Source organism: Methylosinus sp. C49 (assembly GCF_009936375.1).
Classification (GTDB): domain Bacteria; phylum Pseudomonadota; class Alphaproteobacteria; order Rhizobiales; family Beijerinckiaceae; genus Methylosinus.
In genome coordinates, this window is record NZ_AP022334.1 from 176,241 (window position 1) to 201,019 (window position 24,779).

Sequence of the window (24,779 nt, forward strand, 5' to 3'; positions counted from 1 at the left end):
CGGCTTGACGATGGGATCATCGCTCAAAGCGGCGATTGTTTCGTATTCGTCCGGTAGCGGCCGCCTTACGAATCAGCTCGTCGGATAAGACACTGTGACTAGCCACAGGTTAGTCACAGAGAGCCATGGATCGCATCGAGGTCATCACGTCGGTCGAGCGACGTCGCAAGCACTCTCTCGCCGAGAAGGAGCGATTGGCCATGGCGGCCGCGGCTCCGGGGGCGAACGTCGTAAAGATCGCGCAGGCGGCCGGCGTCGACCCGAGTCTTCTCTATCGGTGGCGAAGAGCGCTCTCGACGGCGCCATTGATATCGAGCGAGCTCGACACGCGAGACGCGCCGACTTTTGTTCCTTTGACGATCGCGGCCCCGACGCCAGCGCCTATGCCCGCGTCGGAGCCGGGGCCGTCGATGATCACCATCGAGTTCGCGGGCGGCGCACGTATGAAGATCGAAGGCGCGCCCGATGCGAAGATATTGGCGAGCGTCATAGGCGCCTTGTCGAAGGCGGAGCGCTGAGCGATGATTTCCTTCGGCGGCGGCGTTCACGTGTTCTTATGCACCGGCCATACCGACATGAGAAAGGGATTCGACACTCTCGCCTTGCTCGTGCAGGAAGGCATGAAACGGAATCCTCACGCGGGCGATCTCTACGTCTTCCGAGGCCGTCGAGGCGACAGAATAAAGCTGATCTGGCACGACGGCCAGGGCGCATGCATGTTTACGAAACGTCTCGAGCGCGGACGATTCATATGGCCTTCGGCGACGAGCGGCGTGGCGGCGATATCGGCCGCGCAACTGGCCTTTCTTCTCGACGGAATCGATTGGCGAATGCCCCAGAAAACATGGCGTCCGAGCGCCGCTGGATAAGCCCGGCCAATCGCGTCGAGCGATAATTTCGCGCGCGATTTTTCGGCGCGAATATGCTCTACTTCGTGTCGTGACGACGAGCTTCGAGCCACTTCCCTCAGACCTCGCGAGCGCGCATGCGCTGATCCTCGCGCAGCGCGAGCTGCTGGAGCAAGAGCAAGCGGCGCGCATCAACGCGCAGAGCGAAGCGAAGGTTCGCGCGCTCGAGGTGGAGCGGCTGAAGCTGCTGCTCGCCAAGGCGCGGCGCGAGGCCTTCGGCCAATCATCCGAACGCGCCAAGCTGCTCGTCGAGCAGCTCGAGCTGGCGATCGAGGATCTGGAAGAAGCGCAAGGAGCCGAAGAGGCGAAGGCCGATCTCGCCGCGCCGAAAGCCGGCAAGACGCGGCCCCCGAGAGGGCCGCGCGGCCCGCGCAAGCTGCCGGAGAATCTCCCCGTCGAGCGGATCGTGGAGCCTGCTCCCTGCGCCTGCGGCAAATGCGGCGGCCTGCGCTTGCACAAGCTCGGCGAGGAGGTGACGAAGACGCTCGAATGCGAGCCGCGTCGCTGGAAGATCATCGAGCATGTGCGCGAGAAGTTCACCTGCCGGGATTGCGACGCCATCACCGAAACGCCGGCGCCGTCGCATCCGATCCCGCGCGGCTTCGCGGGGCCGAGCTTGCTGGCGATGGTTCTGGTGAACAAGTTTCTGCTGCATCAGCCGCTCAATCTTCAGAGCGCGACCTTCAGGCGCGAAGGCGTCGAGATCGACACGTCGACGCTCGCCGATCGGGTCGGCGCCTGCGTCGTCGCGCTCGCGCCCATTCTCGACGCGCTGCGTCGTCACGTGCTCGCCGCCGAACGGATCCACGCTGACGACACGACGGTTCCGGTGTTGGCGAAGACGAAGACGCGGACCGGCCGCCTCTGGGTCTATCTGCGCGACGATCGGCCGTTCGGCGGAAAGACGCCGCCGGCCGCTTTCTTCGAATATTCGGCGTCGCGCCATGGCGAATATCCCAGCGCTCATCTTTCCGGCTGGGCCGGCGTCATGCAAGCCGACGCCTTCGCCGGCTTCAACGAACTCTATGATGCGAAGCGAAAGCCGGGACCGATTTTAGAGGCCGCGTGCTGGGCGCATAGCCGACGCAAATTCTTCGAGCTCGCCAAGCTCGCGAAGGCGCCGATCGCAATCGAGGCGGTGCGCCGTATCGACGAGCTGTTCGAGATCGAGCGCAGCATAGCCGGAAAGCCGCCCGACGAACGAAAGGCGGCGCGTCGATCGCAATCGAAGCCGCTGGTCGACGCGGTGGAAACGTGGCTGCGAGAGCAACGCGCGCTCCTCTCGGTCAAGAGCGATATCTGCAAGGCGATCAACTACAGCCTCAACCGCTGGGCGTCATTCACGCGGTTTCTCGACGACGGGCATATATGTCTCTCCAATAATGCCGCCGAACGCGCCTTGCGTGGCGCAGCAATCGGGCGCCGCGTCTGGAAATTCGTCGGCTCCGACGAGGGCGGACGCCGGGCCGCCGCCGTTCTTTCACTGATCGAGACTTGCAAGCTCAATGATGTGGACCCGCAAGCCTGGCTCGCGCATGTCCTCGCCAAATTGCCCGACCATCCGGCTACGAGGGTCGACGAGCTCCTGCCATGGCGCTGGAAGGCAGAGCGCCCATCCACGCCGAAAGCGGCCGACGAAATCGCGGCTTAAAGATTCCGCCCTTGCCGGAGATCTCCGCGGCCTTCGCCAGATGAATACATTGTTTCCAGGGTCATATAGCGGCCACGCTGCACGGCCCATTCGTCATTCTGTTCCAACAAGATCGCGCCGACGAGGCGCTTGATCGCCTTCTCGTTCGGGAAGATGCCGACGAGCTCGGTGCGGCGCTTGATCTCGCCATTGAGGCGCTCGATGCCGTTGGTGGACTGGATTTTCGGCCAGTGATCCTTGGGAAAGCTCGCATAGGCGAGCACGTCGCATTCGGCGTCGTCCATGAAGGCGGCGAGCTTTGGGACCGTCGGCCGGAGCTGATCGGCGACCTTGCGCCATTGCGTCTTGGCGGCGCTCTCGTCCTCTTGCGCGAAAGCGGTGCCGATCAGCGCCGAGACGACGCGCCTTCCGCTCTTACCGGCGTGGGCGAGCGCGTCGCGCATGAAATGCACGCGGCAGCGCTGCCAGGAAGCGTTCATCACTTTGGCGACGGCGGCCTTCAGCCCCTCATGCGCGTCGGAGATGATGAGCTTGACGCCGCGCAGTCCTCGCCGGCGCAGGCCGCGCAGGAACTCGGTCCAGAAGGTCTCGGCTTCGGAGGGACCCGTTTCCATTCCGAGAACTTCAAGTCGTCCGTCGGCGTTGACGCCAACGGCGACGATCGTCGCCACCGAGACGATGCGGCCGTTCTGGCGCGCCTTCACATAGGTGGCGTCGATCCAAAGATAGGGCCAGTCGCCCTCGAGCGGACGCTCGAGGAAGGCGTCGACCTTCTCGTCGATCTCCTCGCAGAGCCGGCTGACCTGGCTCTTGGAGACGCCGGAGCCGCCTATGGCTTTGACGAGATCGTCGACGGAGCGTGTCGAGACGCCATGCACATAGGCTTCCTGAATGACGGCCGCGAGCGCCTTCTCGGCCATGCGGCGCGGCTCGAGGAAGCAGGGGAAGTAGGAGCCTTTTCTGTGAGTGCCGGGCGTAAACTCCCCAAATGTGCCGATTGAAAGTTCCCCAGTTTTCGTGACGCCGGGCCTTCCAGGGCATGCCCTGGAAGGCCCGGCGGCGCGCCAATTCGCCGATGCTGCTCCCCTCGGCGGGGAGGACGGCGCGGTGATCAAACTCGGGGAAATTGTCATGATCCTGGAACTACATCGTCAGGGCGTCTCGGTGTCCGCCATAGCGCGCCAGCTCGGAATCGACCGGAAGACCGTCCGCAAGCACATCGCCGCGGGACTGACGGCGCCCAGCTACAAAGCCCGGCCGCCGCGCGAGCGCGCAATCGCGTCGTTCGAGGCCTATCTTCGGGAGCGCCTCGCCGCCTATCCGGCCTTGAGCGGCCGCCGGCTGTGGCGCGAGATCAAGGGACACGGATATGCCGGCGGCTACACCGCGGTCACCGACCTGCTGCGTGAGCTTCGCCCGCCTCGCCCTAAAGGCTTCGAGGTCCGCTTCGAAACCCCGCCCGGAGAGCAGGCGCAGGTCGACTTCGCCCGCTTCGACCTCGAGTTCCTCGACGCGCCCGGCGTCAAGCGGATCGTCTGGCTCTTTTCCATGGTCCTCGGCCATTCCCGCTTCATCTGGGCGCGCTTCGTCCTGCATCAGGACATGCAGAGCGTCCTGCGCTGCCACATGGCCGCCTTCGAGGCGCTCGGCGGCGTTCCGCGCGAGATCCTCTACGACCGCATGAAGACCGCCGTCATCGGCGAAGACCCGGACGGTCTCGTCGTCTACAATCGCGCGCTGCTCGACCTCGCCCGCCATTACGGCTTTCGACCACGCGCTTGCAAAGCCTATCGCGCAAAAACGAAGGGGAAGGTCGAGCGGCCGTTCCGCTATATCCGCGAGGATTTTTTCCTCGGCGGCTCCTTCCGCGATCTCGACGATCTGAATGCTCAGCTGCGGAACTGGCTCGACACGGTCGCCAATCCGCGCGTCCACGCCACGTCGAAGCGCGTCGTCAACGAGGCCCTCGCCGAAGAGAAGGCGGCGCTCGAAGCATTGCCGCCCATGGCCTATCAGGCGGTGCTCCGGCTCGAACGACGCGCCTCGCATGAAGGCATGGTCAGCGTCGGCGGCAATCTCTACAGCGTGCCGGACACCACGCGGCGGCGCGTCCTCGACGTCCATGTCTTCGCCGACGCCATCCGCATCTTCGAAGACGGCGAGCTGATCGCCACACATGCGCCACTCGAAGGCCGCGGCGAGAAGCGTCTCGATCCGGCGCATCGCCGAACGCCGTCGCCAGCGCCGCGCCGACGCCCGCCCGAAGAGCCGCAGCCCGTCGTGCGGCGCGCCGGCGATCTCGCCGCACGACGTCCTCTGGCATTCTATGACGCCGTGGGCCGTCGCCTGGCCACGCAGGGAGGCTCGCGATGAACGCCGCGCCCTCCGCGATCATCGATCGCGTCAAACGCAATCTCGTCGGCCTGAGAATGCCGCGCGCCCTCGAAATCCTCGACGTCGCCCTGCGCGCCGTCGAGCGCGGCGAAGCCACGGCGCTCGATGTCGTCGACATTCTCCTCGCCGAGGAACTCACCCTGCGCGAGAATCGCCGCGTCCGGATGGCGCTTCAGATGGCGCGTCTATCTGCCATCAAGACTCTTGCCGGCTTCGACTTCTCCTTCCAGCCCTCGCTCGACAAGAGCCGCGTCATGGCGCTCGCCGAGTTGCAGTTCATCGACCGCGCCGAAGCCGTCCATCTCACGGGCCGCCCGGCACCGGGAAAACGCATCTCGGCCTGGCGCTCGGCGTCGAAGCGGTCAAAGCCGGCCGCAGCGTCTACTTCGCCTCCCTCGCCGACATCATCGCGGTCCTCGCCAGAGCCGAGCGCGAGGGAACGCTGCGGGAAAAGATTCGCTACTTCTGCCGTTTCGCGCTGCTGATCGTCGACGAGATCGGCTATCTGCCGGTCACGCCGGGCGGCGGCAATCTGTTCTTCCAGCTCGTCAACGCCCGCTATGAGAAAGGCGCGATGATCCTCACCTCGAACCGCGGCTTCGCGGAATGGGGCGACATCTTCGGCGACGCCGTTGTCGCCACGGCGCTTCTCGACCGCCTCCTGCACCATGCCGTCGTCTTCCAGATCGAAGGCTCCAGCTATCGCCTGCGCGAGCATGCCGACCTCTTGCCCGAACATGTTCGGACAAAAGCCAGCATCCAGCCGGCGCCCATCCCTCCGACGCTCCGGCGTCGCGGAAGACCGCCCAAAAACGGAGGCGCCGATCAGATCGCCGGCTGATCGCCGTGCCCGCCAGACTGGGGAATTTTACTTCGGCGCTTCTGGGGAAATTAAAAGCGGCATTTACATTTTCTCAGCTTGGTCCCGGCGCGCGTCTCCCAATCGCGATCACGATAGCCGTTACGCTGGACACGGCGGTCCGCCGAACGCTCGCCGTGGGCGGCGCCGGTCAGGGCGCCCACTTCGAGCTCCATCAGCCGCTCGGCGGCGAAGCCGATCATCTCACGCAGGAAATCCGCGTCCGGGGACTTTTCCAGCAGGGCGCGAAGGTTCATCATATCGTCGGTCATCGGTGTTTCCTCGGTTGCGTTCGAATCGCAAACCGATGCTACCGGAAAACCGCCGATGACCGCCCGAGCGCCGCTGCTACACCTCTCCAAGGAGCACGATCATATAAGCCGGTTTAAAACGAATCCACTAGACATTTACGGTTATCCCGACCTGCAGCTCAGGCCACACAGCCTGCGGGCACGGGGGCATGCGGCCTCTCCAAGCTCATTCACTTCCGCCGCGTTGCGAGCCGCTTCGAAAAAACTGTCCAAAAGTTTCGAGCAATTTTAACTCTCGCCGCCAATCGACGTCATCCGCCCGGGCTGCCATGACGGTCTTCGGCGTAGGCTTACGAGCCACACGTCAAGACTCAATTTTGAATCCAATGCCGGCGTCGGCGCACCCGATTGTATTTGCTTGACAGGGTTTCATACCTGCCATTATGTGCGGCAAGAGTGGCAGATACACTGCATGTCCGTGTTCCGTCTACCGCGGCCTAAAATAGGGGGATTTAGCAATGGACTCGGTCAGCAATGCATCCTACGCATCCGATCATTACGCCTTCCTGCAACATTTGCATGAGCGGCTTCGGCCCGAGGTCTATTTGGAGACGGGGGTCGAACATGGGAGCACGCTGCAATTGGCACAAGCGCAGGCGATCGGCATCGATCCCCAGCCCCAGTTGACTGTCGCTTTACGCGAGAATATGTGCATTTATGAGCAAACCAGTGATGACTTTTTTGCGTCGCATGAAGTATTCGGTCTGACTGGGCATAGGCCGATCGACTTGGCTTTTATCGATGGATTGCATCTCTTTGAGGCGGCGCTTAACGACTTTATCAACATCGAAAGGTACAGCCACGCCGGTACCGTGGTTTGTATCCATGATGTATTGCCCTCGACGGTAAAGATGGCTGCCCGCGATCCCCAGCCCGACGGGTGGACGGGCGACGTTTTCGGCTTGGTGTTGGCGCTTAGAGAGCATCGTCCCGACTTGTTCTCGGCAACAATTGACGTCCCGGACACCGGTATGCTGGTGCTGAGTAATCTGGATCCTGCCAACACGACGTTGCGGGACCGCTATCCGCAGATTTTGGCACAGCATATGGCTATCGATTACGCTCGAATACATGAGCATCGGAACGCCGTCTTTGATTTGGTTCCATATTCCGAGGCGATTGTTGATTTTCTGGTGGAAAGCATGGAAGTCAGTCGAGCTCGTGCACGTGTGCGTAGCGCATGCGACTTTCTAAACGGAGAGCCACGGGTGCGGTTGGGAGACTCCCGCTTGGCGTCAGTGCGATAATAGAGCAAGAACAGATTATGGACATCGCGCAAGCTCTAGCAAGTCTCCCATCGCTCCTTTCTTATGAAACCGGCGAGGCGAGAGAGCGTAGTCTAGACTTCTCTTACACATTTAGCGACGGCGTCTGTTATATACTGAGCCAAAGCTACAATGAGGGTTTGTGTGACGTCCCTGTCGTCGTGGAACATATTTTGGGGAAGTTGAAGGAATCCGCGCGGTCGCCAAAACAAGCCGACCTGACGCGTTTCCTCATATATCTTCTTGCTGTTTTGTGCTCCAATAATCGAGGTGTTGTCCTCGTTCTGAACGAGGCAAGTGCCTTTCGTGGCGCTTGCGACCATTTATCGCTTTCGACTTTGTTCGACAATATCATCATCATCCTTCATCGTCCTGGGATAGACTGCGATGGCGCGCAGGAGACAAGGATCAACGGACATTGTCTCGATAATGCGGCAGTCCTTGTCGGTTTAGGCTGCGCGCCTACCGAAATTGTCGCGCTATTCGAAGGCGGTATTTTCCCGCCGCGCGGCGTAGCGGTTTTCTGCGAAGACGTGCCGTCGGCACCATTGCTCCAGGCTGCACCCGGTTCTGTTTCCATCATCGATCTGAAGGTCGATTTTGGGGATGGCCCTACCCTCGGCGCTTATTGGGGGATTGTCGATTGACGTTTCTAATTCAACAACTTTCCGGTGGTGACCGATTTGCGTTCGTTTCGAGGTATGGCTCTGACGCTCGGTGGCGCAAGACCGCGTCGGAAGTCCGATTGAGAACACCGCGACCGCGTTATCTCGCTGGCGCGGCGCACAAGCGTGATGCGGATAGAGACTTTGGTGAACGCATTTTGTTGGCAGAAGAAGCAGGATGCCTAGTTCTCAACGGTGCTTATGTATACGATTATGGTCTTGTGATCAAAGAAAATACCATGCTACTCGACAAGGCGTTGACAGTGCCTCCGGACGGGCTCGGAGCTTGGGGATTTTACACTGGCGTAGAGCGATCGGGCAATGGAACGTACAACCTGCGAGGTTCCGTTCTGCGTAGGGAAACTGTAAAACAGGCAGTGGTTCTACTGCGCCGTGGAGATGGGGTGCATGGGCATTGGCTACTCGAAGTTTTGCCTCGCGTACTAGTCGCCAAAAAATTCGTCGGAGATGATGCAACTTTTGTTGTTGCAGCGCACACACCAGACTACCAAATAGAAATGTTGGAAGCTCTCGGCGTTTCGCGCGATCGGCTATTTCGATTGGCTCGCGATGAGGCCTTATTGTGTGAAGAACTGTACGTTCCCAGCGTGGCTCACACTAACGAACTTTGGGTTCATCCGTTCGCAAATGAAACATATAACGAACTCATCCGTCACGTCAACCATCGTCAACAGCTCAGCAGTTCTGTGAGCAGACTTTTATTTGTGACCCGTGGAACCCGAGAACGTGATCCCCGTCCTTTGTTAAACTACGCTAACCTAGAAGAAATTGCTAGGGCGAACGAATACGAAATCGTTGACCCTGGCGTTGTTCCCTGGCATGATCAGATTCGCCTTTTCTCTCAGGCTAGCAAAATTGTTGGCTTATGCGGCTCTGGCCTTCATAACACCGTGTTTACTGGGCGCGACGCGCATGTTTGCACTTTGCAGCCGAATCAAAACAATAACTTCTTGCAGTCTTCTATCGCCGCCATTCGTGGGCATGAAGTATCCTATTTGTTAGGTGAGGCCTTTTCGGCATTCGACAAGCGCACGCATGACGCAGGCTATATTGTAGATCCTAAGCTATTTAAGCTATTATTGCAGCATTTGTTGTAGAATACCGCATCGGCTCAAAATATTCCGCTGTGCTTCCATTTGGAAGCATTTGTTTCAACGAATAGACGCCTGTCATTCGCTGGAGTTCAGACACGGTCCTCTCTTCGCCCGCGGTGCCGACGTCAGTGGTCTGGCGCTGGCGGCATCGTTTTGCCGCGGAAGACATTACCCCATCAGTAAGGTAAGGCTCCGCCGAAGGCCGTCTGGCGATCGGCGCGGCTGGTGTCGATAGTCGCGCGCGTGGCGCGGGGATCGTGTCCACTATCGATGATGGACACTATCTCCGAATATTCCGTCGCCGCGTCCGGCGTGATCGTTACGGGCAGGATCGGCGCGTGTTCCTGCGGCGCAGTCGCGACGACGCCGAACTGCCGACGCCAGGTGAAGAGCTGATTGGTGTTGAGGTCGTGCCGCCGCGCGACCTCGGCGATCGAAGCGCCCTCCTCGAGGCTCTCGTCGTATTCGTCCGGCCGCGGCCGCCTTACGAATCAGTGCATCGGATAAGACACTGTGACTAGCCACAGGATAGTCACAGAGAGCCATGGATCGCATCGAGGTCATCACGTCGGTCGAGCGACGTCGCAAACGTAAGGCTCCGCCGAAGCTTTCAATTACCCACAAATTCACTCAGCGCTGCCTCCGCGCCTATCTCGATATCGGTTAGGCGCGCGAGGCCACGCCATATAACAATGCTGCCCGGCGGCGAGTCGCCGGCCCTTGCGAGATAGCCCCCCAATCGAGCGAGCTTTATGAGGTAGAAGCTGAGCGTCGTAGGCATTCGCCGTAGGCCGCAGAACGACGTATTCGACGCTGACGGCGGAGCGGTCAGTGCGGGCCAGTTACGCTGCGTTGGCGGCGGTTCAAATGATGCGCCTTCCACGCTCCAGGGCAGCGTTTTGCGGCAACTTCGCAAGAACGACGCAAGGCACGGTTCCCTTGGCGACAGTTCGCCAAGTCGTAAGTTTGCGGACGCGAACGGTTTTGAAGGGATCAGCGCTCATGAGCACGCTCGAAGAGATGAAGCGAGACGGTCGCTCGACGGCGGAGTTGATAGCGGCTTCGTTGGCGCAGATCGATGATGAGGACGGGAAGCGTGCTTCTTGTAATCCCCTAGCAGTGTTGGAAGCTCGGGGGACAAGAGAGGTCTTCGACGCCGCGATCGCACTGTCTGGCGCGCGGGATTCGAAGTCACGAAGGCTCGGGGTTACCATTCTAGGCCAGTTGGGCTCACCCGCGCGCACCTTTCCAGAGGAATGCTGCGACGCCCTCCTCAAGATTATTCACCGCGAACAGGACAGAGAGGTCTTGATAGCGACTGTGTTCGCCTTTGGCCATCTCGGAAACCGTCGTTGCGAGGGTGCTCTGATCGGGCTGCGCAACCATTCTGACGACGACGTCCGCCACGGCGTGGCCTTCTCCCTCAGTGGTGCGACTTCGGATGCGGCGGTAGGCGCGCTGCTGGAGTTGATGGACGATCCATATGAAAGGGCGCGAGATTGGGCCGCCACAAGTATCGGCCAGACCGTTTCGATTGACGGCCCCGAGATTCGGGATGCGCTGCTGCGACGGGTAAATGACGCTGACGTCTTCGTAAGAGCCGAGGCGCTCCATGGCTTGGCTCGCAGGTGTCAATCGGCATCGAAAATTGACCCCCGATCGGCGTTCAAAATTGACCCCCATTTGTCGTAGGGCAGAACGCGAGCGCTCGCCCCGGCGGAGCTGGCGGGATAGCGCAGCCGGGGCGAGCGCGTTTCGGTTCGCGATATGATCGGGAGCGTCAGGCGCGGTTTTTGAAGCGCCAGCTTTCGTTGCCGGTCTCGATGATATCGCAATGGTGAGTGAGGCGATCGAGCAGAGCGCTGGTCATTTTCGCATCGCCGAACACGCTCGGCCACTCGCCAAAGGCGAGATTGGTGGTGACGATGATCGAGGTTCGTTCGTAGAGCCGGCTGATCAGATGGAAGAGCAATTGTCCGCCCGACTGCGCGAAGGGCAGATAGCCGAGCTCGTCGAGTATGATAAAGTCCATTTTGGTGAGATAGTCCGCAAAGCGTCCCTGACGACCTCCTCGCGCTTCGGTCTCGAGCCTTGTGACGAGCTCGACGGTGTTGAAGAAGCGGCCGCGTTTTCCAGCGCGAATGCAATTTCTTGCGATCGCTATCGAAAGATGAGTCTTCCCCGTACCGGTTCCGCCGACGAGAACGCAATTACGTTGTTGGTCGAGGAAGCCGCCGTTCGAGAGATCGCGCACCAGCGCTTCATTGATCGGCGCGCCGTCGAACTGGAAGTCGGCGATGTCCTTCGCCAATGGCAGCTTGGCGATCGTCATCTGATATTTGATGGAGCGCGCATGCTTTTCGGCGATTTCCGCCTCGAGAAGATCGCCGACGATGCGTGGCGGCTCATGCTGCCTCTTTATGCCGCTCGACATCACCTCGTCATAGGCGTTCCTCATGCCGAAGAGCTTGAGCTCTCCCATGAGATCAAAGAGCTTGGTGCGTTCCATCAGGCCGTTCTCCTCAATTGATCATAGCGGGCGCAGTCGGCGAGCGGCATGTGCAGCAGCGTCAACGCCTCTGGCGTCGGGATCGCCGGCAGGGGCGGCGGCTCGCGCCGGCGGGCGAGAATGTTGAGAATGACGTCGGCCGAATGGACTCCTTGGCCGAGCGCCTCCGCGCAGGCTGCCTCGATAGCGGTCAATCCGTCGTCGGCGACCGCGGCCAGAACCTTGACCATCTGTCGATCGCCATCGTTGCTGCCGGCGAGCTTGCGCCGCACGCGCTCGATCGCTCCCCGGCAACACCCAATCCTTGAACGGCGCGCCGTTCCGCAGCGCGCCCGGTTTGCGCGCGAGAACCGGGACATAATGCCAGGGATCGAATATCGTCGCGCCGCGCCCGAAGGCGCGAGCATGTTCGGCGACGACCCGTCCTTTTTGGCGGAAGACGATGCGGTCGGCGTAGGCGTGGATCTCGACCGGGGCGCCGACGGCGCTCGCATTGACCGAATATTTATTGTTGTCGAAGCGCACGAGGCAGGTCTTCGACACCGACGCGGTCAGCTCGTGGAACCCGTCGAACCGTCCGCGCAGCGGAACGAGCTTCGGCCGCTCTTCCTCGAAAACCTGCCAAATCGTCTTGTCCGGCATCTCGAGATGCGGATGCGCCTTGGCGTAGCCGACGCATTTATCGAGAAGCTAGGCGTTCATATCGTCATAGGTCTTGAACCGCAGGCGCGGCGTGAAGAACCGCTCCCGCGCCAAGCCGACCTGATTTTCGACCTGGCCTTTCTCCCAGCCGGACGCCGGCGTGCAGGCGACCGGCTCGACGAGATGGTGGCTGCACATTTGCGCGAAGCGACGATTGAACTTGCGCTCCTTGCCGACGAAGATCGCCTCCACCGCCGTCTGCCGCGCGCCAAACAAGGTGAGAGTCCAGCGTCAATCTGGATGAGAATCGCGGGGGTGTCGGCGTGACGAAGGGAGGGCGGAGCCCGAGCTTCGTCACGCCGACACCCCCGCGCGCGCCGAAAAAAACGGCCTGTCTGCCGGTCGCGGGGCCGGGTGAAGGGTCGGTTTTCCCCTCGGGAGGACCGATTCGTTGCCCGGCCGCCATGTCACCGACCGCCAGATGAGGCTTTTCATGCAATTTCGAAGAACCGACCGTGCCGCCGTCGCCGCGGCGAAAGCCGGTTTCAGCCCGGCGACCGCCTATCGGCTGGAACATGATCCCCGGCTTCCCTCGCAAAAGAAGGCGCCACGCGTCCGCCGGCGGCCAGATCCGCTGGAGAGCGTTTGGGACAGCGAGGTCATACCCATGCTGAAAGCGGCGCCCGGCCTGCGCCCGATCGGCGTGCTCGAGGAGTTGCGCCGCCGGCATCCGGAACTCGGGGCCGGCGTGCGCCGCACGCTGGAGCGGCGCATTCGGAACTGGCGCGCCATCCATGGTCCCGAGCAGGAGGTGATTTTCCGGCAGGAGCATCCTCCGGGCCGCATGGGCCTCTCGGATTTTTGCGACATGCGCGATCTCGAGGTCTCCATCGCCGGCGTTCCGCTCGAGCACCGGATCTATCACTTCCGCTTGCCATTCTCGGGCTTCGAATCCGCCCATGTCGTGCTCGGCGGCGAGAGCTTCGTCGCCCTCGCCGAAGGCTTGCAGAACGCCCTGTGGACGCTCGGCGGCGCGCCGCAGCAGCATCGCAGCGACAGTCTCTCCGCCGCCTTCCGCAATCTCGACGCCGACGCCAAGGAGGATATGACGCGCCGCTATGAAGCGCTCTGCGCCCATTACGGCATGACGCCGACGCGCAACAACAAAGGCGTCTCCCATGAGAACGGCTCGATCGAAAGCGCCCACGGCCATATCAAAGCCGCGCTAGAGGACGAGCTGCTGCTGCGCGGCTCGCGCGACTTCGACGATCTCGGCGCCTGGCGAAAGTTCGTCGACGAGCTCGTCGGTCGGCGCAACGCCCGCAACGCCGCGCGCGTCGATCTCGAACGCGCGGAACTGAAAGATCTGCCGCCGCGCAAGACGTCGGACTTCGAGGAGGAGCGGGTCTCGGTCACCTCATCCAGCGCCTTCACTTTGCGCAAAGTCTTCTACACCGTGCCCTCGCGGCTGATCGGCCATAAGCTTCTCGTGCGCCTCTATGACGATCGGCTCGAAGTTTTTCAGGGGTCGACGCATCTGTTCGATCTGCCGCGCGGCAGGCCCGGGCCAGGCGGCAAGCATGGGCATGTCGTCGATTATCGGCACGTCATTCACTCTCTGCGCCGAAAGCCCATGGCGCTGCTCAATCTCGTCTATCGCGAGCAGCTCTTTCCTCGCCGTGCCTATGCGCGCGCTTTCGATGCGCTGCTCGCCGAGACCGGAGAGAAAGCAGCCTGCAAAATTATGGTCGGCCTGCTCGCCCTGGCGCATGAGCGCGCCTGCGAGGCCGAGCTCGCCGTCGCGATCGAGGAGGAACTCGACGCCGGTCGTCTGCCGAACCTTTCCACGCTGATCGAACGCTTCGCGCCGAAGATCGCCGCGGCGCCCAATGTGATTGTCGCGCTCCCCGAGCTCGCCGTCTATGACGCGCTCGCTTCTTTCGAAGGAGCAGCGGCATGAAGGCGAACGACAAAGTCGACGCCGCTCGCGTCGATCTTCTTCTCTCCGAGCTGCGCCTTTCCGGCATCAAGCTCGTCTGGAGCGCGCTCGCCGCCACCGCCGACAAGGAGGGCTGGCCAGCCGCACGCTTTCTTGCGGCGCTCGCCGAGCAAGAGCTCGCCGACAGAGGTCAGCGCCGCTTCGCCCGTCATCTCGCCGAGGCGCGTCTGCCGCCCGGAAAAACGCTCGCCGCTTTCGACTTCGACGCCGTGCCGATGATCTCGAAAGCGCAAGTTCAAGCGCTCGCGGCCGGCGACGCCTGGCTCGAAAAAGGAGCCAATTTGCTGGTTTTTGGTCCACCTGGGGTCGGAAAATCACACTTGGCGGCGGCGCTCGGCCTGGCGCTCATCGAAAACGGCTGGCGCGTTCTCTTCGCGAGAACGACGGATCTCGTCCAGAGACTGCAAGTCGCGCGACGCGATCTCACTCTCGAAGCCGCGATCGACAAGCTCGACAAATATCATTTGCTGGTCCTCGACGATCTCGCCTACGTCGCCAAGGATCAGGCCGAAACGAGCGTCCTCTTCGAGCTGATCAGCGCCCGATACGAGCGACGCTCGCTGCTCATCACCGCAAATCAGCCCTTCGGCGAATGGGGAAAAATCTTCCCAGACCAAGCCATGACGCTCGCCGCGGTCGACAGGCTCGTCCATCATGCGACGATCTTCGAGATGAACGTCGACAGCTATCGACGGAAAGCCGCGCTCAAAAAAGCCGCTGGTCCAGGCCGCCCCTCAGCGCGCGCGACAATCAAAACCTCATCCTGATTGTCGCTCCGCGTCAATCAAGACGAACGTCACCAAAAATCCGCTTGCCTTATCGTCGCTCCGCGACAATCATCTCGTCACCGCGACCGAAAAATCTCATCCAGATTGTCGCGCTCTTCTCATCCAGATTGCCGCGCCATAGCCGTCTTCATATTGTCGTAGATTCCGCGCGTGCAGGCGCCCCTGAAGAAGGTAAAGGCGCGCTGATGCGCGTCGAAAACCATCTCCTGCGTCTCACGCGGATAGGCGCGAACGAACAGCATGCGGCTGTGGCACAGGCGCATGTGCGCGACCTTCACCGTCGTCGTCACGCCGTCGAGCACAACGATCTCGTGGCTCCAGTCGAACTGGTAGGCTTCGCCCGGCGCAAAGCTCAGCGGCACATAGGCGGCTGCTGTCGCCGCGCCTTGCTCGCTGCGCCATTTGCGCGCGTAGCGACGCACGGCGTCATAGCCGCCCGCGTAGCCCAGACCGCTCAGATCTTCGAAAATACGGATCAGGGTCAGACGCTCGCGCTGCGCCTTCTTCTCGTTTTCTGCGAGAAACTCATCGAGCTTGTCCGACCAATGCCCGAGCTTGGGAAACGGCTGATTGTCCCGTTCGTAAGCGAAGGATGTGGCCTCCGACCGCAACGCCTTGCGGACCGTGTTCCGTGAAATGCCCAGATCGCGAGCGATCTCCTTGATCGTCTTGCCCTTGACGAAATGCTCGCGACGGATTCGTCCGATCGTCTCCACAATCAACATCCCCCACCGCCCGCCGTTTCAACCAAAACGGGCGGACTGTCCGGACTTCACCAGAGGGGGTCAATTTTCAACGCCGATTCCCCTCGTATGGGGGTCAAACTTGCACGCCGAATAACAGTCGCCAAGGCGATGGACTACATGCTCAAACGATGGAGCGCCTTCGCACGCTTTCTCGACGACGGCCGCATCTGTCTGACGACGCATGGAGTTGAGAAGCGGAATCTCATTCCCGCTTCAGGTTTTTTCGGCGGAAGCAGGCTTTTGCTTCGGCGGGGCCTGCTTCCAGGCGGCGACCATCTGCTCGTAGGCTTTTTCGACGCGCTCGACGTATTGCGCTTCGCGGTCACGAATCTCTTTGATCCAGTAGTCCTGAGCCGGCCCGGCCTTCCCGTAGGCCCGAGGCGCGCCCGCTTTGAGAGCCGCCTTTCTCATTTTCATCGCCGTGAAGGCAGGGCGCGCATAGGCGTAGTCGGCGCCGCTGGTCAACACATGCCAGATCATGACGGCAAGCTTTCTGGCTGTCGCCACCGCAGCGGCAGGCGCGCCTCTGGCCTTTTGCACACGATTGAAAAATGCACGCAACGGTCCTGGAGCGAGCTTGGCCGACCAGGCTGCTTCGACCAACATTCTCCGGGCGGCGACGTTGCCCTGCTTGGAAATACGTCCATGCCGCGCGGGGCGATCGCCGGACTGACGGATCTTAGGCGTCAACCCAAAATAGCTGCTCAGCTTCTCTGGAGTCGGGAAACGCGAGATATCGCCGATCGACGCCAACACCGTTGACGCGACGATCGGACCTATCCCCGGGATCGTCATCAGGCGCACCGCGCGCGGGTCTACCAGGCTTTCAGAGGCGATCACTTTGTCGAATTCCGCCAGTTGCGCGGTGATCCGCTCCAGTTCGTCGACCAGTCGCGCCAAGATCGACCTTTCGTCGTCGGGCAACGGCAGTGAGGACAGCCATTTCTTGCCGGCCTTGCCGAAAAGGTGGCCGGTAAATTTCGGGATCAAGTTCGCGTGCAAGATCGAGTGGATGCGTCCCTTCGTCCGCACGGCTTGTTCGAGCACGCCGAGCCTCTCGGTCGTTTGACGGCGCCGCCGCTGCGTGTCGTCGTCAGGGACCCAGACGTCGGGGAGAAAACCCGACGCCTGCAATTGCGCCAAGACCCGCGCGTCGATCTTGTCCGTCTTCACGCGGGCATAGGCGATGGCCCGAACCAGCCGGGGATTCGCCACGATCACGCGTTTGACGAAAGGCCGAAGGAGCCGCTCGACGGCCAAGCTGTTGCCGGTCGCCTCGATGACGACCTCGTCATCGAGAGTGAGCGTCTTTGAAAATTTGACGATGCGCTCATGCGTCAGATCGACTCGCAACTCTTTGATGAATTGCCCATCCTCCAAGATGGCGGCTTGGGCGAACGACCGATGGATATCCATGCCGATGACCCGCATTCGCTTCTCCCTACTGCTATGGGAGCCGACGGGCTTGCACGACATCTACGGATTCGCGCTCGCAGCGCAACCGGGCAAGTCGTAGGGGCGGCCATGTAACAACTCGAGCTCGCAGCTCATGGATAGGACGGCCTGCCGCCGTTTCGTGCTCCCGACGCCCCGATCCCGGTCTGATCATTCTGCCTTGACCGCGGCACAAATCTCAACCCGGAAAGCGGCGTCGGAAACTCCATACCCTTTAATAACGCTGCCGAACGCGCGTTGCGTGGCGCCGCGATCGGGCGCCGCGTCTGGAAATTCGTCGGCTCTGACGAGGGCGGACGCCGGGCCGCCGCCGTTCTTTCACTGATCGAGACTTGCAAGCTCAATGATGTGGACCCGCAAGCCTGGCTCGCGCATGTCCTCGCCAAATTGCCCGATCATCCGGCCACGAGGGTCGACGAGCTCCTGCCATGGCGCTGGAAGGCAGAGCGCGCTTCCGCGCCGAAAGCAGCCGACGAAATCGCGGCTTAAGGATTCCGCCCTTGCCGGAGATCTCCGCGGCCTTCGCCAGATGAATACTCTGAAAGTTTGACGACGCAGAGTTCGACGCCCTGCGCTTTTGCGGCGTCGGCGGCCCTTTCCCCGGTATATCCCTGATCGACATAGATCAGCTCGACGCTCTCGTCGGTCGCCTGCTGCACTGCCTCGGCGAGCTTTCCGACCTCGGCGCGATCATCGACATTCGCCGGCGTGACATGCAGGGCCAGCAAATGGCCCAATGTGTCGACCGCCATATGGAGTTTCGAGCCGCGCTTGCGCTTGCCGCCGTCATAGCCTGCGCGTGGGCCGCTTTCAGGCGTCGAGCGCAGAGTGCGGCTGTCGATGATCGCCGCCGTCGGCTCCTCTTTGCGTCCCGCCGCCAGCCGCAATACGGCTCGCAAATCCTGTGCGAGCGTTTCGAACACGCCGGCCGCCATCCAGCGCTGCGCTTGCTGATACACCGCGGACCACGGTGGCAGATCGTTGGGCATGGCGCGCCAGGCTATGCCGTAACGGAGCACGTAACGCATGGCGTTGAAAAGCTCGCGCAACGAGTGCTGGCGCTGCGGCGCGCTCTCGTCCATCAGCGTCAAATAAGGCACAACGAGCGACCATTCTTCGTCGCTCACGTCAGACTGATATGGTTTGCGAATCGGAGCCATCAGATTCTATTAATGCAATCAATGCCTAAAGTACATAACACCCTCTAGCAGAGCCTTAGCGATGGTATCGTCAGGAATATTTCGAAGATGCTCCACAAGCTGCCTGAACCGGCGATCGTTGCTGCATTTTAGAGGTAAATATTTCAGCTCCCTCGCGACATGCTGTTGGTGATGGCGGTTGTCTGAAAATGCCTGCTCGTGTAACTGCTCGATAATTTCTCCTACGCGTAAATTACGAATTGCAAAGCCATTTTGCGAAATTTCTTCTTCTGGCTTTCTAGTGGCCAATATGTCCTCTAAAATACCTGGCTGTGGACATTCAGATGTTATGCGGATTAGCTCATCTCCGCCAGCACGAATAAGATAGTTCCTAAATCCAAGTATTTCAAACTTTTCTATTAATTCCTGACTGGTGTATCCGAATGAAGCGGAGCACATACTATTGCTTTCATAGATAATTTCAACATTTTTGTTGTAAGTTGAGATCTCTGCAAACCCTTCTAGGGCGGCTAATTCCGACCCCTCAATGTCAATCTTAATAACATCAGCATCTGCAAAGCCAAATATTTGCATTATATGTGCCAGTGTGTCTCCGTAGCAGGCATTTCCCGATTCGTTCGTGATATCAATGCCTCCGTAAGCACCCCAATTCTTGGAATACATCTGCGATGGAGCTGAGTATAACGCCATTGCGGCAATTGTGTAATTTGTCAAGTTATTAACCAAGCACGCTCTCGATAAACACGCGATATTTTCAGGAAGCATTTCTATAGCTAAAATTGTATGTCCAAATACAGCGAGAGGCAGTGAGAATGTTCCAATGTTTGCGCCGGCGTCTACAATTTTTATTGACCTATTATATTCATTTGCTATTGCTAGCACATACTTCATAAATGGGTGCTGTACTGAGGCTGCTCGAATAGACGACTCGTATGCGTCTGTTGTGTCGTTGTGTATAACAAAATGAACATGTCTGTTATAAAACATGTGCTCATGTATTTCAAATTCGAACTTTTTCATGACGTGTATCCGTGTCGTGTCTGGTAAAGGTCACGTTCACATTGTAATACTGGAGGGTTTATTCCGGGATTCGCCGGATAGGCCCCGGTTCGGATACTACTTTCCCCGAAGTTGCCGCTCTGTCGCGAATTTTTCTCTCGCTGGTCGGTCGGGGTTATGATCGCTGTGCGTGGGGCAGTCGGAATAGCCCGATGATCGATTTCTAGGGCAGCCAATTTGAATGTGACTTGAAACCTGTGGGGCGTCCGGTGGAATGTGGCGTATCCGATGAGCTATCGTCAACTCGAGGAAATTATGGAAGAGCAAGGTGTCGAAGTCGACCAGTCCTCGCGCAACCGCTGGGCGACCGCGCGCGCCAGATGCGCGAGGCATGCCTGCTGACTGTCGGCGTGGCGCTGCTGGGCGCTGTAGCGATCGGAGAGCCATACCTTCGGCCGCGCGCCGTTCATGGTCCGGCGCACGACCTCGGCGGAGCGGGTGAAATCGGCTTCATGCACGACCGCACAATCGCAGCGGAAAACCCAGTGATACGCGTTGACGCCTACGATGCGCATGCCGGTTTCGTCACTGGCGACGACATCGGCTGCGCGCAGCAGCGTCAGCGCCGTGTTGCGTATCTCCTCGAAAGCCGCCGCCGTGCGCGAAAACATGTTCATGAGCGCGCCCTGGCTCAACGTCAGGCCGAAGAGATCGAGAAACAGCCGTTGCAGGCGCTCGTAGGAGAGGGCTTGCTGCGTCTTCAGATAGATCGCCAGCGCGTGGATGCGCGGTCCGAATAGCGTGCCGACCGCGGCGGACGGCAGGGCCGCCTTCGTCTCCTTGCCGCAGCAGGCGCAGCGGATCGCATAGCGCCGGCGCCGACGCATGAAGGGGCGCACGAGCGGCAGTTCGACCTCGTCGTATTCGCCGATCAGCCGCCGCTCGGCCTCCGGCCCGACGGCGCCGCCGCAGCGGGCGCATTGCGTCGGCTCATGATCCTCGAAAGCGTCGGGCGCGTCGCAGAGTTTTTGCGAATGCCCTTCGTGTCCGGGCTTCGCTCCGCCGGGCCTCGCATTCTCGCGGGTCTACTTGCGGTCGGTGGACGGCAGTTTCGAAGACGTGCGAGAGGTCTTGTCCGGCCGCTGCATCCGCAGCACCAGCTCGAACAGCTCTTCCTTGGAAAGACGTTCCAAATCAGTGCGATTCATCCCTATGTTGAATCACCGAACCAGCTATGGCGCAAGGGGGTGGGTAATTAGAGCGCGGGGAGACCGGCAAGGAGTAGTCGGTGCAAGTCCGATACGATGATGATTAGCGATCCACATCGGCCCCGAGCCGTGCGGCTGTCATCAACCTCGCGGGACGTTTGCCGCAAATCTGGGACGACCCAACCACTTCCGACGCCCGCCGAAAGGCGCTGCTGCGATGCCTCATCGACAAGGTCATCCTCGACTGCGGCGACCACGATATCGCGGTCGGCCGCATCGTCTGGCGCGGCGGGGCGGTAACTCGCCTCGAAGTCAAAATGAGGGTCACCTCACTCTCCAAGCTCGCGCGCGGCGAAGAAATGCGCCAGCGTGCTCTCGCCTTGGCGCGCGAGGGCATCGACGATGACGCGATCACCGCCGTTCTCACGAGTGAAGGGCATCGCTCGCCGACCTGCGAGGACAAGGTCCTCCCCGTGACCGTGCAGAAGATGCGGCTCGCCGAGAAAGTCGAGCTGCGGCGGCCACGCACGCGATGGACCCATGGCAGAGAAGCTCTGTCCGCGCCGGAACTGGCCGCCAAGCTGAGCATCCCTGTGAACTGGCTCTATGTGCAAATCCGAAAACAGCGGCTGATGGTCGATCGACAACGCAACGGCGCGTATATTTTCAGCGACACCGAGGACGTCCTGAAGGGAGTTCTAGATCTCCGAAACCACGCGATCGGCAGTCTCGATCTCAGAAGCTGTCAACCTGACCAGGAGGGGCATCAATATGGGTGATCGAACAGCGCCGAAAATTGCGCCGCCACAAGCGCATCACGCCTTCCTCGATCTTCGGCCATCCCGCGCTGGGTTCAGTGCTACGTTCCTGAGTTCGAAAAGCGGCGGAACCATTTCGCGCGCCAAGTCCGCGGATCGTGGCGCGTTGATGAAACCTACGTCAAAATCAAGGGTCGCTGGGTCTATCTCTACCGCGCCCACGATAAGGCGGGAAAAGCGGTGGATTTTTTGCTGAGCGCGAAGCGAGACGTCGCCGCCGCCAAAGTGTTTTTCCGTCGCGCTTTCGCGCGACACGGACGGCCGCCGCGCAAAATCACGCTTGACGGATATCAGGCATCACTTCGGGCGGCACGCTGACTCGAATTCTATCTTTGAAACACCTGAATAACCTCATTGAACAGGATCACCGATCCATCAAGCTTCGTTTGGGGCCTATGCTTGGGTTCAAGCGATTCCGACATGTGGCGATCGCGATCGCCGGCGTCGAACTCATGCATCTCATCAGGAAGGGGAGATTCGCGCTGAGCAGATTTATACCAATCCTCACTGATCAAAACCCATGTGCCCAGTCGCGCAACCCGATGGACATGATGCGCCATGGCTGGTCGATGAGCTTGTTCCAAGCGGCGCAACAATGATCGACGATATCATCGTAGGGTTTTAAAACGCGGTTGGACAGCCAGTTTTCGCGCAGGAACTGCCAGACATTTTCGGCCGGGTTCAGCTCTGGACATTTCGCCGGCAAGGGAACGATCGTGATGTTGGCTGGAATGACCAGCTTGTCGGTCATGTGCCAGCCGGCGCGGTCGACGATGAGAGCGGCGTGGGCGTCCGGCGCGACAGTTTTGGCGATTTCGGCGAGGAGCAGATTCATCGCATAGGTGTTGCAGGCGGGTAGGACCAGCGCCGCGCCCTTGCCGTCCTTTGGACAGACGGCGCCGAAGATGTAGGTCGAGGCGGTGCGCTGATCGTGGGGCGCGCTCGGTCTCGATCCGCGTTTCGCCCATCGACGCGTGATCTTGTTTTTCTGGCCGATGCGCGCCTCGTCCTCGAACCAGATTTCTATCTTGTCCGAGGCGACGCGCTTTTCGCGCGCGATTTCCTCCAGACGAGAGGGGAAGTTTTTTTAAAATCCTCGATCGCGCCCTCGGCCTGCGAGTGATGACGCGGCCGCGCAGAGAGCTTGCGATAGCCCATCTTGCGCAGCTCGCGGCTCATGGTCTGTTCCGAGACGACGACGCGGAACTCCTCGAATGTCCACTGGCACAGATCGACGATCCGCCAGCGCACGACGCCATGGATGGCGGGCGTCGGCCCTCCCTCGATGAGAGCAGCCAGAGCCGCGCGATGCGCGTCGTCGAGCCGCGAGGGTTGTCCGGGGGCCTTGCGGTCCACGAGCCCGTCGGGCCCGTCATCGTTGAAACGCAGCACCCAGTCGCGAACGACCTGGAGAGTGACGCCGCCGATCTTCGCCGCCACGCTGCGCGCGCCGCCATCATAGATCGACGCCAAGGCGAGGAGACGGCGCGCTTGCGGCCCGTCCTTCGAACGCTTCGCTATCCCCCGCAAGGAGCGCGCATCGTAATCGACCCGAAGCCCAATCGCTGCCGCCATGGCGAACCTCCCAGAGTTCCGCCATTTCGAATCAAATTTCAGCCGATTCGGGAATCCCACAACGTGAGTCGGCATCTGAGAGGATTGGTACTAGAGCCGCCGGGACGACTGCGCCCGAAATCTGGAGTGCGGTGCTCGCTGCCTGATCCTAACGAACTGCCGGACCTCATCGCATAGCTATCGGCAAAAATTCCACCGCAGCCCTCCCCAGGGGCACAGCTTGCTTGATCCGACGTAGCTTGACTGCGAAGCAGTTTACGGCCTGGCGAACCGTTCGCAAATGGAAAGTACATATTCTCGTGACCACGACCTCATAGGCCAAAGCAAGAAGAGACCACTTCAGAAAGTTGACATATAATTGTGGACGAATTAAATACTAATCCACTTTGATGAACTCTGGCGGAGAAAACGGTTCGCATGTGCTCAAATAGCTAAATTTCTTAACATTGGTGGCCGAGCCAATAAATCACGCGACTGCCAACCAATTACATAATTGGGGCATCGTGGCTGATCGCCCCTACGCTTGTACATCCTCGTCGCAGGTTACAGAATGAACTGCAGAAAAATCCTAGTCATGGGCCTGCCAGGCGCGGGAAAGACGACTCTCGCCCGCATAGTTGCAAGCCAACTAAACGCAGTTTTATTCAATGCTGACGAGGTTCGAAAACATATCAATAAAGACCTTAGCTTCTCACTCGAAGATCGTATCGAGCAGGCGCGGCGAATGGGCTGGCTTTGTGATCGGGTAGTGGATGCAGGTGCCATTGCGATTGCTGATTTCGTCTGCCCGACGGCCGAAACCCGCGAGGCCTTCGGAGACGCTTTTGTTATCTGGGTAGATCGTATCCAAAAGGGTCGATTCGAGGATACAAACAGTCTTTTCTTGCCGCCTAAAACTTATCAGGTTCGAATTCCGTTCGGGGGATCACCTGAGGAGGCCGCCGCGAAAATTTACTCTATTTGGAAAAGTGCGATTTGAAAAAGCATAACATTACGTAAATGTATAAATGTTATTTAAACAAGCTTAAAAATAGCACATATGCTTGCATTTATTTTACGGTGATGACATCTAAGCCGCTCCCTAGCGTTTCACGTGTTTTTGGAATCACGACGGATTCCCAATTTGAAGGGATCGCGATTCAAGATGCTGGCTAGGCGGAGGCCAGCATCTATGGTTCGACCTCTCTCCAATGATCTTCGCGAACGTGTCGTCGCCGCTTCGGTGGCCGGCGAGAGCTGCCGTTCTGTGGCGCAGCGTTTCGGCGTGGCGGTGTCATCTGTCGTGAAATGGTCGCAGCGTCTGGGTTCGGTGGCTCCGGTCAAGATCGGTGGGCGTCGCAAGCGGGACTGTCAGGAATCTTGTGTGTGGGGCCATAGTAGTACCGCGAGAGGCGGGCTATGGTGATCAAGAAGGACACACTGGACCAATTGCTGTCGGGACGCGATCCGAAGGAGGTTTTTTCCAAGGGCGGCCTGTTCGACGAGCTGAAGAAGGCGCTGGCGGAACGGGTGCTGAACGCAGAGATGGACGACCATCTCGAGAACGAAGTGGCGGCGGGCAAGGCGAACCACCGCAACGGCTATTCGAAGAAGACCGTGCTTACCGAAACCTCGAAGATCGATATCAGGGTCCCGCGGGACCGGGAGGGGAGCTTCGATCCCAAGCTGATCGCGCGCTATCAGCGCCGCTTTCCCGGCTTCGACTGACGTGC

At 60.1% G+C, this 24,779-nt stretch carries 18 protein-coding genes and 13 pseudogenes; 20 read left to right on the top strand and 11 right to left on the bottom strand.

The annotated features are described in order from the left end of the window. Positions 1–125 precede the first annotated feature (125 nt). The 3 genes from GYH34_RS20325 (at position 126) to GYH34_RS20335 (ending at position 2,559) form a co-directional block, all read left to right on the top strand. Positions 126–518, top strand: coding sequence for a transposase (locus GYH34_RS20325; protein ID WP_161915402.1), 393 nt, complete (start codon positions 126–128; stop codon positions 516–518). Between the two features lie 3 nt (positions 519–521). Further along, positions 522–869 carry an IS66 family insertion sequence element accessory protein TnpB gene (gene tnpB, locus GYH34_RS20330; RefSeq protein ID WP_161915403.1) on the top strand — a complete coding sequence of 116 codons (348 nt, stop codon included), beginning with the start codon at positions 522–524 and terminating at the stop codon, positions 867–869. Between the two features lie 70 nt (positions 870–939). Next, positions 940–2,559, top strand: coding sequence for an IS66 family transposase (locus GYH34_RS20335; protein WP_161915404.1), 1,620 nt, complete (start codon positions 940–942; stop codon positions 2,557–2,559). Here the strand turns inward: GYH34_RS20335 and GYH34_RS20340 are convergent. Next, positions 2,556–3,521, bottom strand: a pseudogene (locus GYH34_RS20340) (IS256 family transposase); the annotation flags it as partial. The gene GYH34_RS20335 and the pseudogene GYH34_RS20340 sit on opposite strands and share 4 nt — an antisense overlap. 145 nt (positions 3,522–3,666) lie before the next feature. On the opposite strand from GYH34_RS20340, the gene istA (GYH34_RS20345) reads away from it, so the two are divergent. After that, positions 3,667–4,932 (top strand): IS21 family transposase, encoded by a 1,266-nt coding sequence (gene istA, locus GYH34_RS20345; protein WP_161915405.1) that lies wholly within the window; start codon positions 3,667–3,669, stop codon positions 4,930–4,932. Continuing rightward, positions 4,929–5,794 (top strand): annotated as a pseudogene (gene istB / locus GYH34_RS20350) (IS21-like element helper ATPase IstB). Before istA (GYH34_RS20345) ends, istB (GYH34_RS20350) begins: the two are co-directional and overlap by 4 nt. Before the next feature lie 80 nt (positions 5,795–5,874). Here the strand turns inward: istB (GYH34_RS20350) and GYH34_RS20355 are convergent. Beyond that, positions 5,875–6,084: pseudogene (locus GYH34_RS20355) on the bottom strand (transposase); the annotation flags it as partial. A gap of 497 nt (positions 6,085–6,581) precedes the next feature. Here GYH34_RS20355 and GYH34_RS20360 point away from each other — a divergent pair. Genes GYH34_RS20360 through GYH34_RS20370 form a run of 3 tightly spaced genes read left to right on the top strand, consistent with a single transcriptional unit; the run spans position 6,582 to position 9,171 of the window. Then, positions 6,582–7,370, top strand: a complete 789-nt coding sequence (locus GYH34_RS20360; RefSeq protein WP_161915406.1) for a class I SAM-dependent methyltransferase — start codon at positions 6,582–6,584, stop codon at positions 7,368–7,370. Between the two features lie 17 nt (positions 7,371–7,387). Continuing rightward, the gene (locus GYH34_RS20365; protein ID WP_161915407.1) at positions 7,388–8,035 is read left to right on the top strand and encodes a hypothetical protein; all 648 of its coding nucleotides are present in this window, start codon (positions 7,388–7,390) and stop codon (positions 8,033–8,035) included. Further along, the gene (locus GYH34_RS20370) at positions 8,032–9,171 is read left to right on the top strand and encodes a glycosyltransferase family 61 protein (protein ID WP_161915408.1); all 1,140 of its coding nucleotides are present in this window, start codon (positions 8,032–8,034) and stop codon (positions 9,169–9,171) included. Before GYH34_RS20365 ends, GYH34_RS20370 begins: the two co-directional genes overlap by 4 nt. 607 nt (positions 9,172–9,778) lie before the next feature. Here GYH34_RS20370 and GYH34_RS22055 read toward each other — a convergent pair. Further along, positions 9,779–9,940, bottom strand: a pseudogene (locus GYH34_RS22055) (IS4 family transposase); the annotation flags it as partial. Between the two features lie 230 nt (positions 9,941–10,170). Here GYH34_RS22055 and GYH34_RS20380 point away from each other — a divergent pair. After that, complete coding sequence (locus GYH34_RS20380) at positions 10,171–10,860, top strand: HEAT repeat domain-containing protein (protein WP_161915409.1); 690 nt, start codon at positions 10,171–10,173, stop codon at positions 10,858–10,860. Positions 10,861–10,948: 88 nt separating this feature from the next. Here GYH34_RS20380 and istB (GYH34_RS20385) read toward each other — a convergent pair whose 3' ends face one another. Both istB (GYH34_RS20385) and GYH34_RS20390 read right to left on the bottom strand, forming a co-directional pair. Beyond that, on the bottom strand, positions 10,949–11,677 hold the full coding sequence (gene istB, locus GYH34_RS20385; RefSeq protein ID WP_161915410.1) for an IS21-like element helper ATPase IstB: 729 nt from the start codon (positions 11,675–11,677) through the stop codon (positions 10,949–10,951). Then, positions 11,677–12,580 (bottom strand): annotated as a pseudogene (locus GYH34_RS20390) (IS21 family transposase); the annotation flags it as partial. The gene istB (GYH34_RS20385) and the pseudogene GYH34_RS20390, both read right to left, overlap by 1 nt. Before the next feature lie 220 nt (positions 12,581–12,800). On the opposite strand from GYH34_RS20390, the gene istA (GYH34_RS20395) reads away from it, so the two are divergent. Both istA (GYH34_RS20395) and istB (GYH34_RS20400) read left to right on the top strand, forming a co-directional pair. Then, complete coding sequence (gene istA / locus GYH34_RS20395; RefSeq protein WP_244635439.1) at positions 12,801–14,279, top strand: IS21 family transposase; 1,479 nt, start codon at positions 12,801–12,803, stop codon at positions 14,277–14,279. After that, positions 14,276–15,085: an IS21-like element helper ATPase IstB gene (gene istB / locus GYH34_RS20400; protein ID WP_161915412.1), complete on the top strand. Its 810-nt coding sequence runs from the start codon at positions 14,276–14,278 to the stop codon at positions 15,083–15,085. Before istA (GYH34_RS20395) ends, istB (GYH34_RS20400) begins: the two co-directional genes overlap by 4 nt. A 137-nt stretch (positions 15,086–15,222) precedes the next feature. Here the strand turns inward: istB (GYH34_RS20400) and istA (GYH34_RS20405) are convergent. Beyond that, positions 15,223–15,831: pseudogene (gene istA / locus GYH34_RS20405) on the bottom strand (IS21 family transposase); the annotation flags it as partial. A gap of 96 nt (positions 15,832–15,927) precedes the next feature. Here istA (GYH34_RS20405) and GYH34_RS22060 point away from each other — a divergent pair. After that, positions 15,928–16,047: pseudogene (locus tag GYH34_RS22060) on the top strand (transposase); the annotation flags it as partial. An 18-nt stretch (positions 16,048–16,065) separates the two neighbouring features. On the opposite strand, the gene GYH34_RS20410 reads toward GYH34_RS22060, so the two are convergent. Next, a complete protein-coding gene (locus tag GYH34_RS20410) occupies positions 16,066–17,268 on the bottom strand; it encodes an IS110 family transposase (protein ID WP_161915455.1) in 1,203 nt (400 codons plus the stop codon). 255 nt (positions 17,269–17,523) lie between these two features. Between GYH34_RS20410 and GYH34_RS20415 the strand changes: the two are divergent. Continuing rightward, positions 17,524–17,796: pseudogene (locus tag GYH34_RS20415) on the top strand (transposase domain-containing protein); the annotation flags it as partial. A gap of 56 nt (positions 17,797–17,852) precedes the next feature. On the opposite strand, the pseudogene GYH34_RS20420 reads toward GYH34_RS20415, so the two are convergent. Together GYH34_RS20420 and GYH34_RS20425 are read right to left on the bottom strand one after the other, a co-directional pair. Then, positions 17,853–18,467 (bottom strand): annotated as a pseudogene (locus GYH34_RS20420) (IS5 family transposase); the annotation flags it as partial. 18 nt (positions 18,468–18,485) lie between these two features. Next, positions 18,486–19,487, bottom strand: a complete 1,002-nt coding sequence (locus tag GYH34_RS20425) for an FkbM family methyltransferase (protein WP_161915413.1) — start codon at positions 19,485–19,487, stop codon at positions 18,486–18,488. A 234-nt stretch (positions 19,488–19,721) separates the two neighbouring features. Here GYH34_RS20425 and GYH34_RS22065 point away from each other — a divergent pair. Further along, a pseudogene (locus tag GYH34_RS22065) lies at positions 19,722–19,829 on the top strand (IS6 family transposase); the annotation flags it as partial. Here the strand turns inward: GYH34_RS22065 and GYH34_RS22070 are convergent. Further along, positions 19,829–20,674, bottom strand: a pseudogene (locus GYH34_RS22070) (transposase); the annotation flags it as partial. The pseudogenes GYH34_RS22065 and GYH34_RS22070 sit on opposite strands and share 1 nt — an antisense overlap. Positions 20,675–20,832: 158 nt before the next feature. On the opposite strand from GYH34_RS22070, the gene GYH34_RS20435 reads away from it, so the two are divergent. The 3 genes from GYH34_RS20435 to GYH34_RS22265 all read left to right on the top strand — a co-directional run bounded on the left by GYH34_RS20435 (position 20,833) and on the right by GYH34_RS22265 (position 22,091). After that, positions 20,833–21,453 carry a hypothetical protein gene (locus GYH34_RS20435; protein WP_197745469.1) on the top strand — a complete coding sequence of 207 codons (621 nt, stop codon included), beginning with the start codon at positions 20,833–20,835 and terminating at the stop codon, positions 21,451–21,453. A gap of 165 nt (positions 21,454–21,618) precedes the next feature. Next, positions 21,619–21,810: a DDE-type integrase/transposase/recombinase gene (locus GYH34_RS22260; RefSeq protein WP_348983930.1), complete on the top strand. Its 192-nt coding sequence runs from the start codon at positions 21,619–21,621 to the stop codon at positions 21,808–21,810. A 14-nt stretch (positions 21,811–21,824) separates the two neighbouring features. Further along, a complete protein-coding gene (locus GYH34_RS22265; RefSeq protein ID WP_348983926.1) occupies positions 21,825–22,091 on the top strand; it encodes a DDE-type integrase/transposase/recombinase in 267 nt (88 codons plus the stop codon). Here GYH34_RS22265 and GYH34_RS20445 read toward each other — a convergent pair. Next, positions 22,004–23,067, bottom strand: a protein-coding gene (locus GYH34_RS20445) for an IS630 family transposase (protein WP_161915415.1) whose coding sequence is annotated in 2 segments (ribosomal slippage) — positions 22,004–22,575 and positions 22,575–23,067 — 1,065 coding nt in all. Because the reading frame shifts where the segments join, the coding sequence is not laid out codon by codon here. The two genes, GYH34_RS22265 and GYH34_RS20445, sit on opposite strands and share 88 nt — an antisense overlap. Positions 23,068–23,641: 574 nt before the next feature. Between GYH34_RS20445 and GYH34_RS20450 the strand changes: the two genes are divergently transcribed. The 3 genes and pseudogenes from GYH34_RS20450 to GYH34_RS20460 all read left to right on the top strand — a co-directional run. Continuing rightward, on the top strand, positions 23,642–24,046 hold the full coding sequence (locus GYH34_RS20450) for an adenylyl-sulfate kinase (protein ID WP_244635424.1): 405 nt from the start codon (positions 23,642–23,644) through the stop codon (positions 24,044–24,046). 192 nt (positions 24,047–24,238) lie between these two features. Then, a pseudogene (locus GYH34_RS20455) lies at positions 24,239–24,409 on the top strand (IS630 family transposase); the annotation flags it as partial. Between the two features lie 56 nt (positions 24,410–24,465). After that, positions 24,466–24,771, top strand: a pseudogene (locus tag GYH34_RS20460) (transposase); the annotation flags it as partial. Positions 24,772–24,779 lie beyond the last annotated feature (8 nt).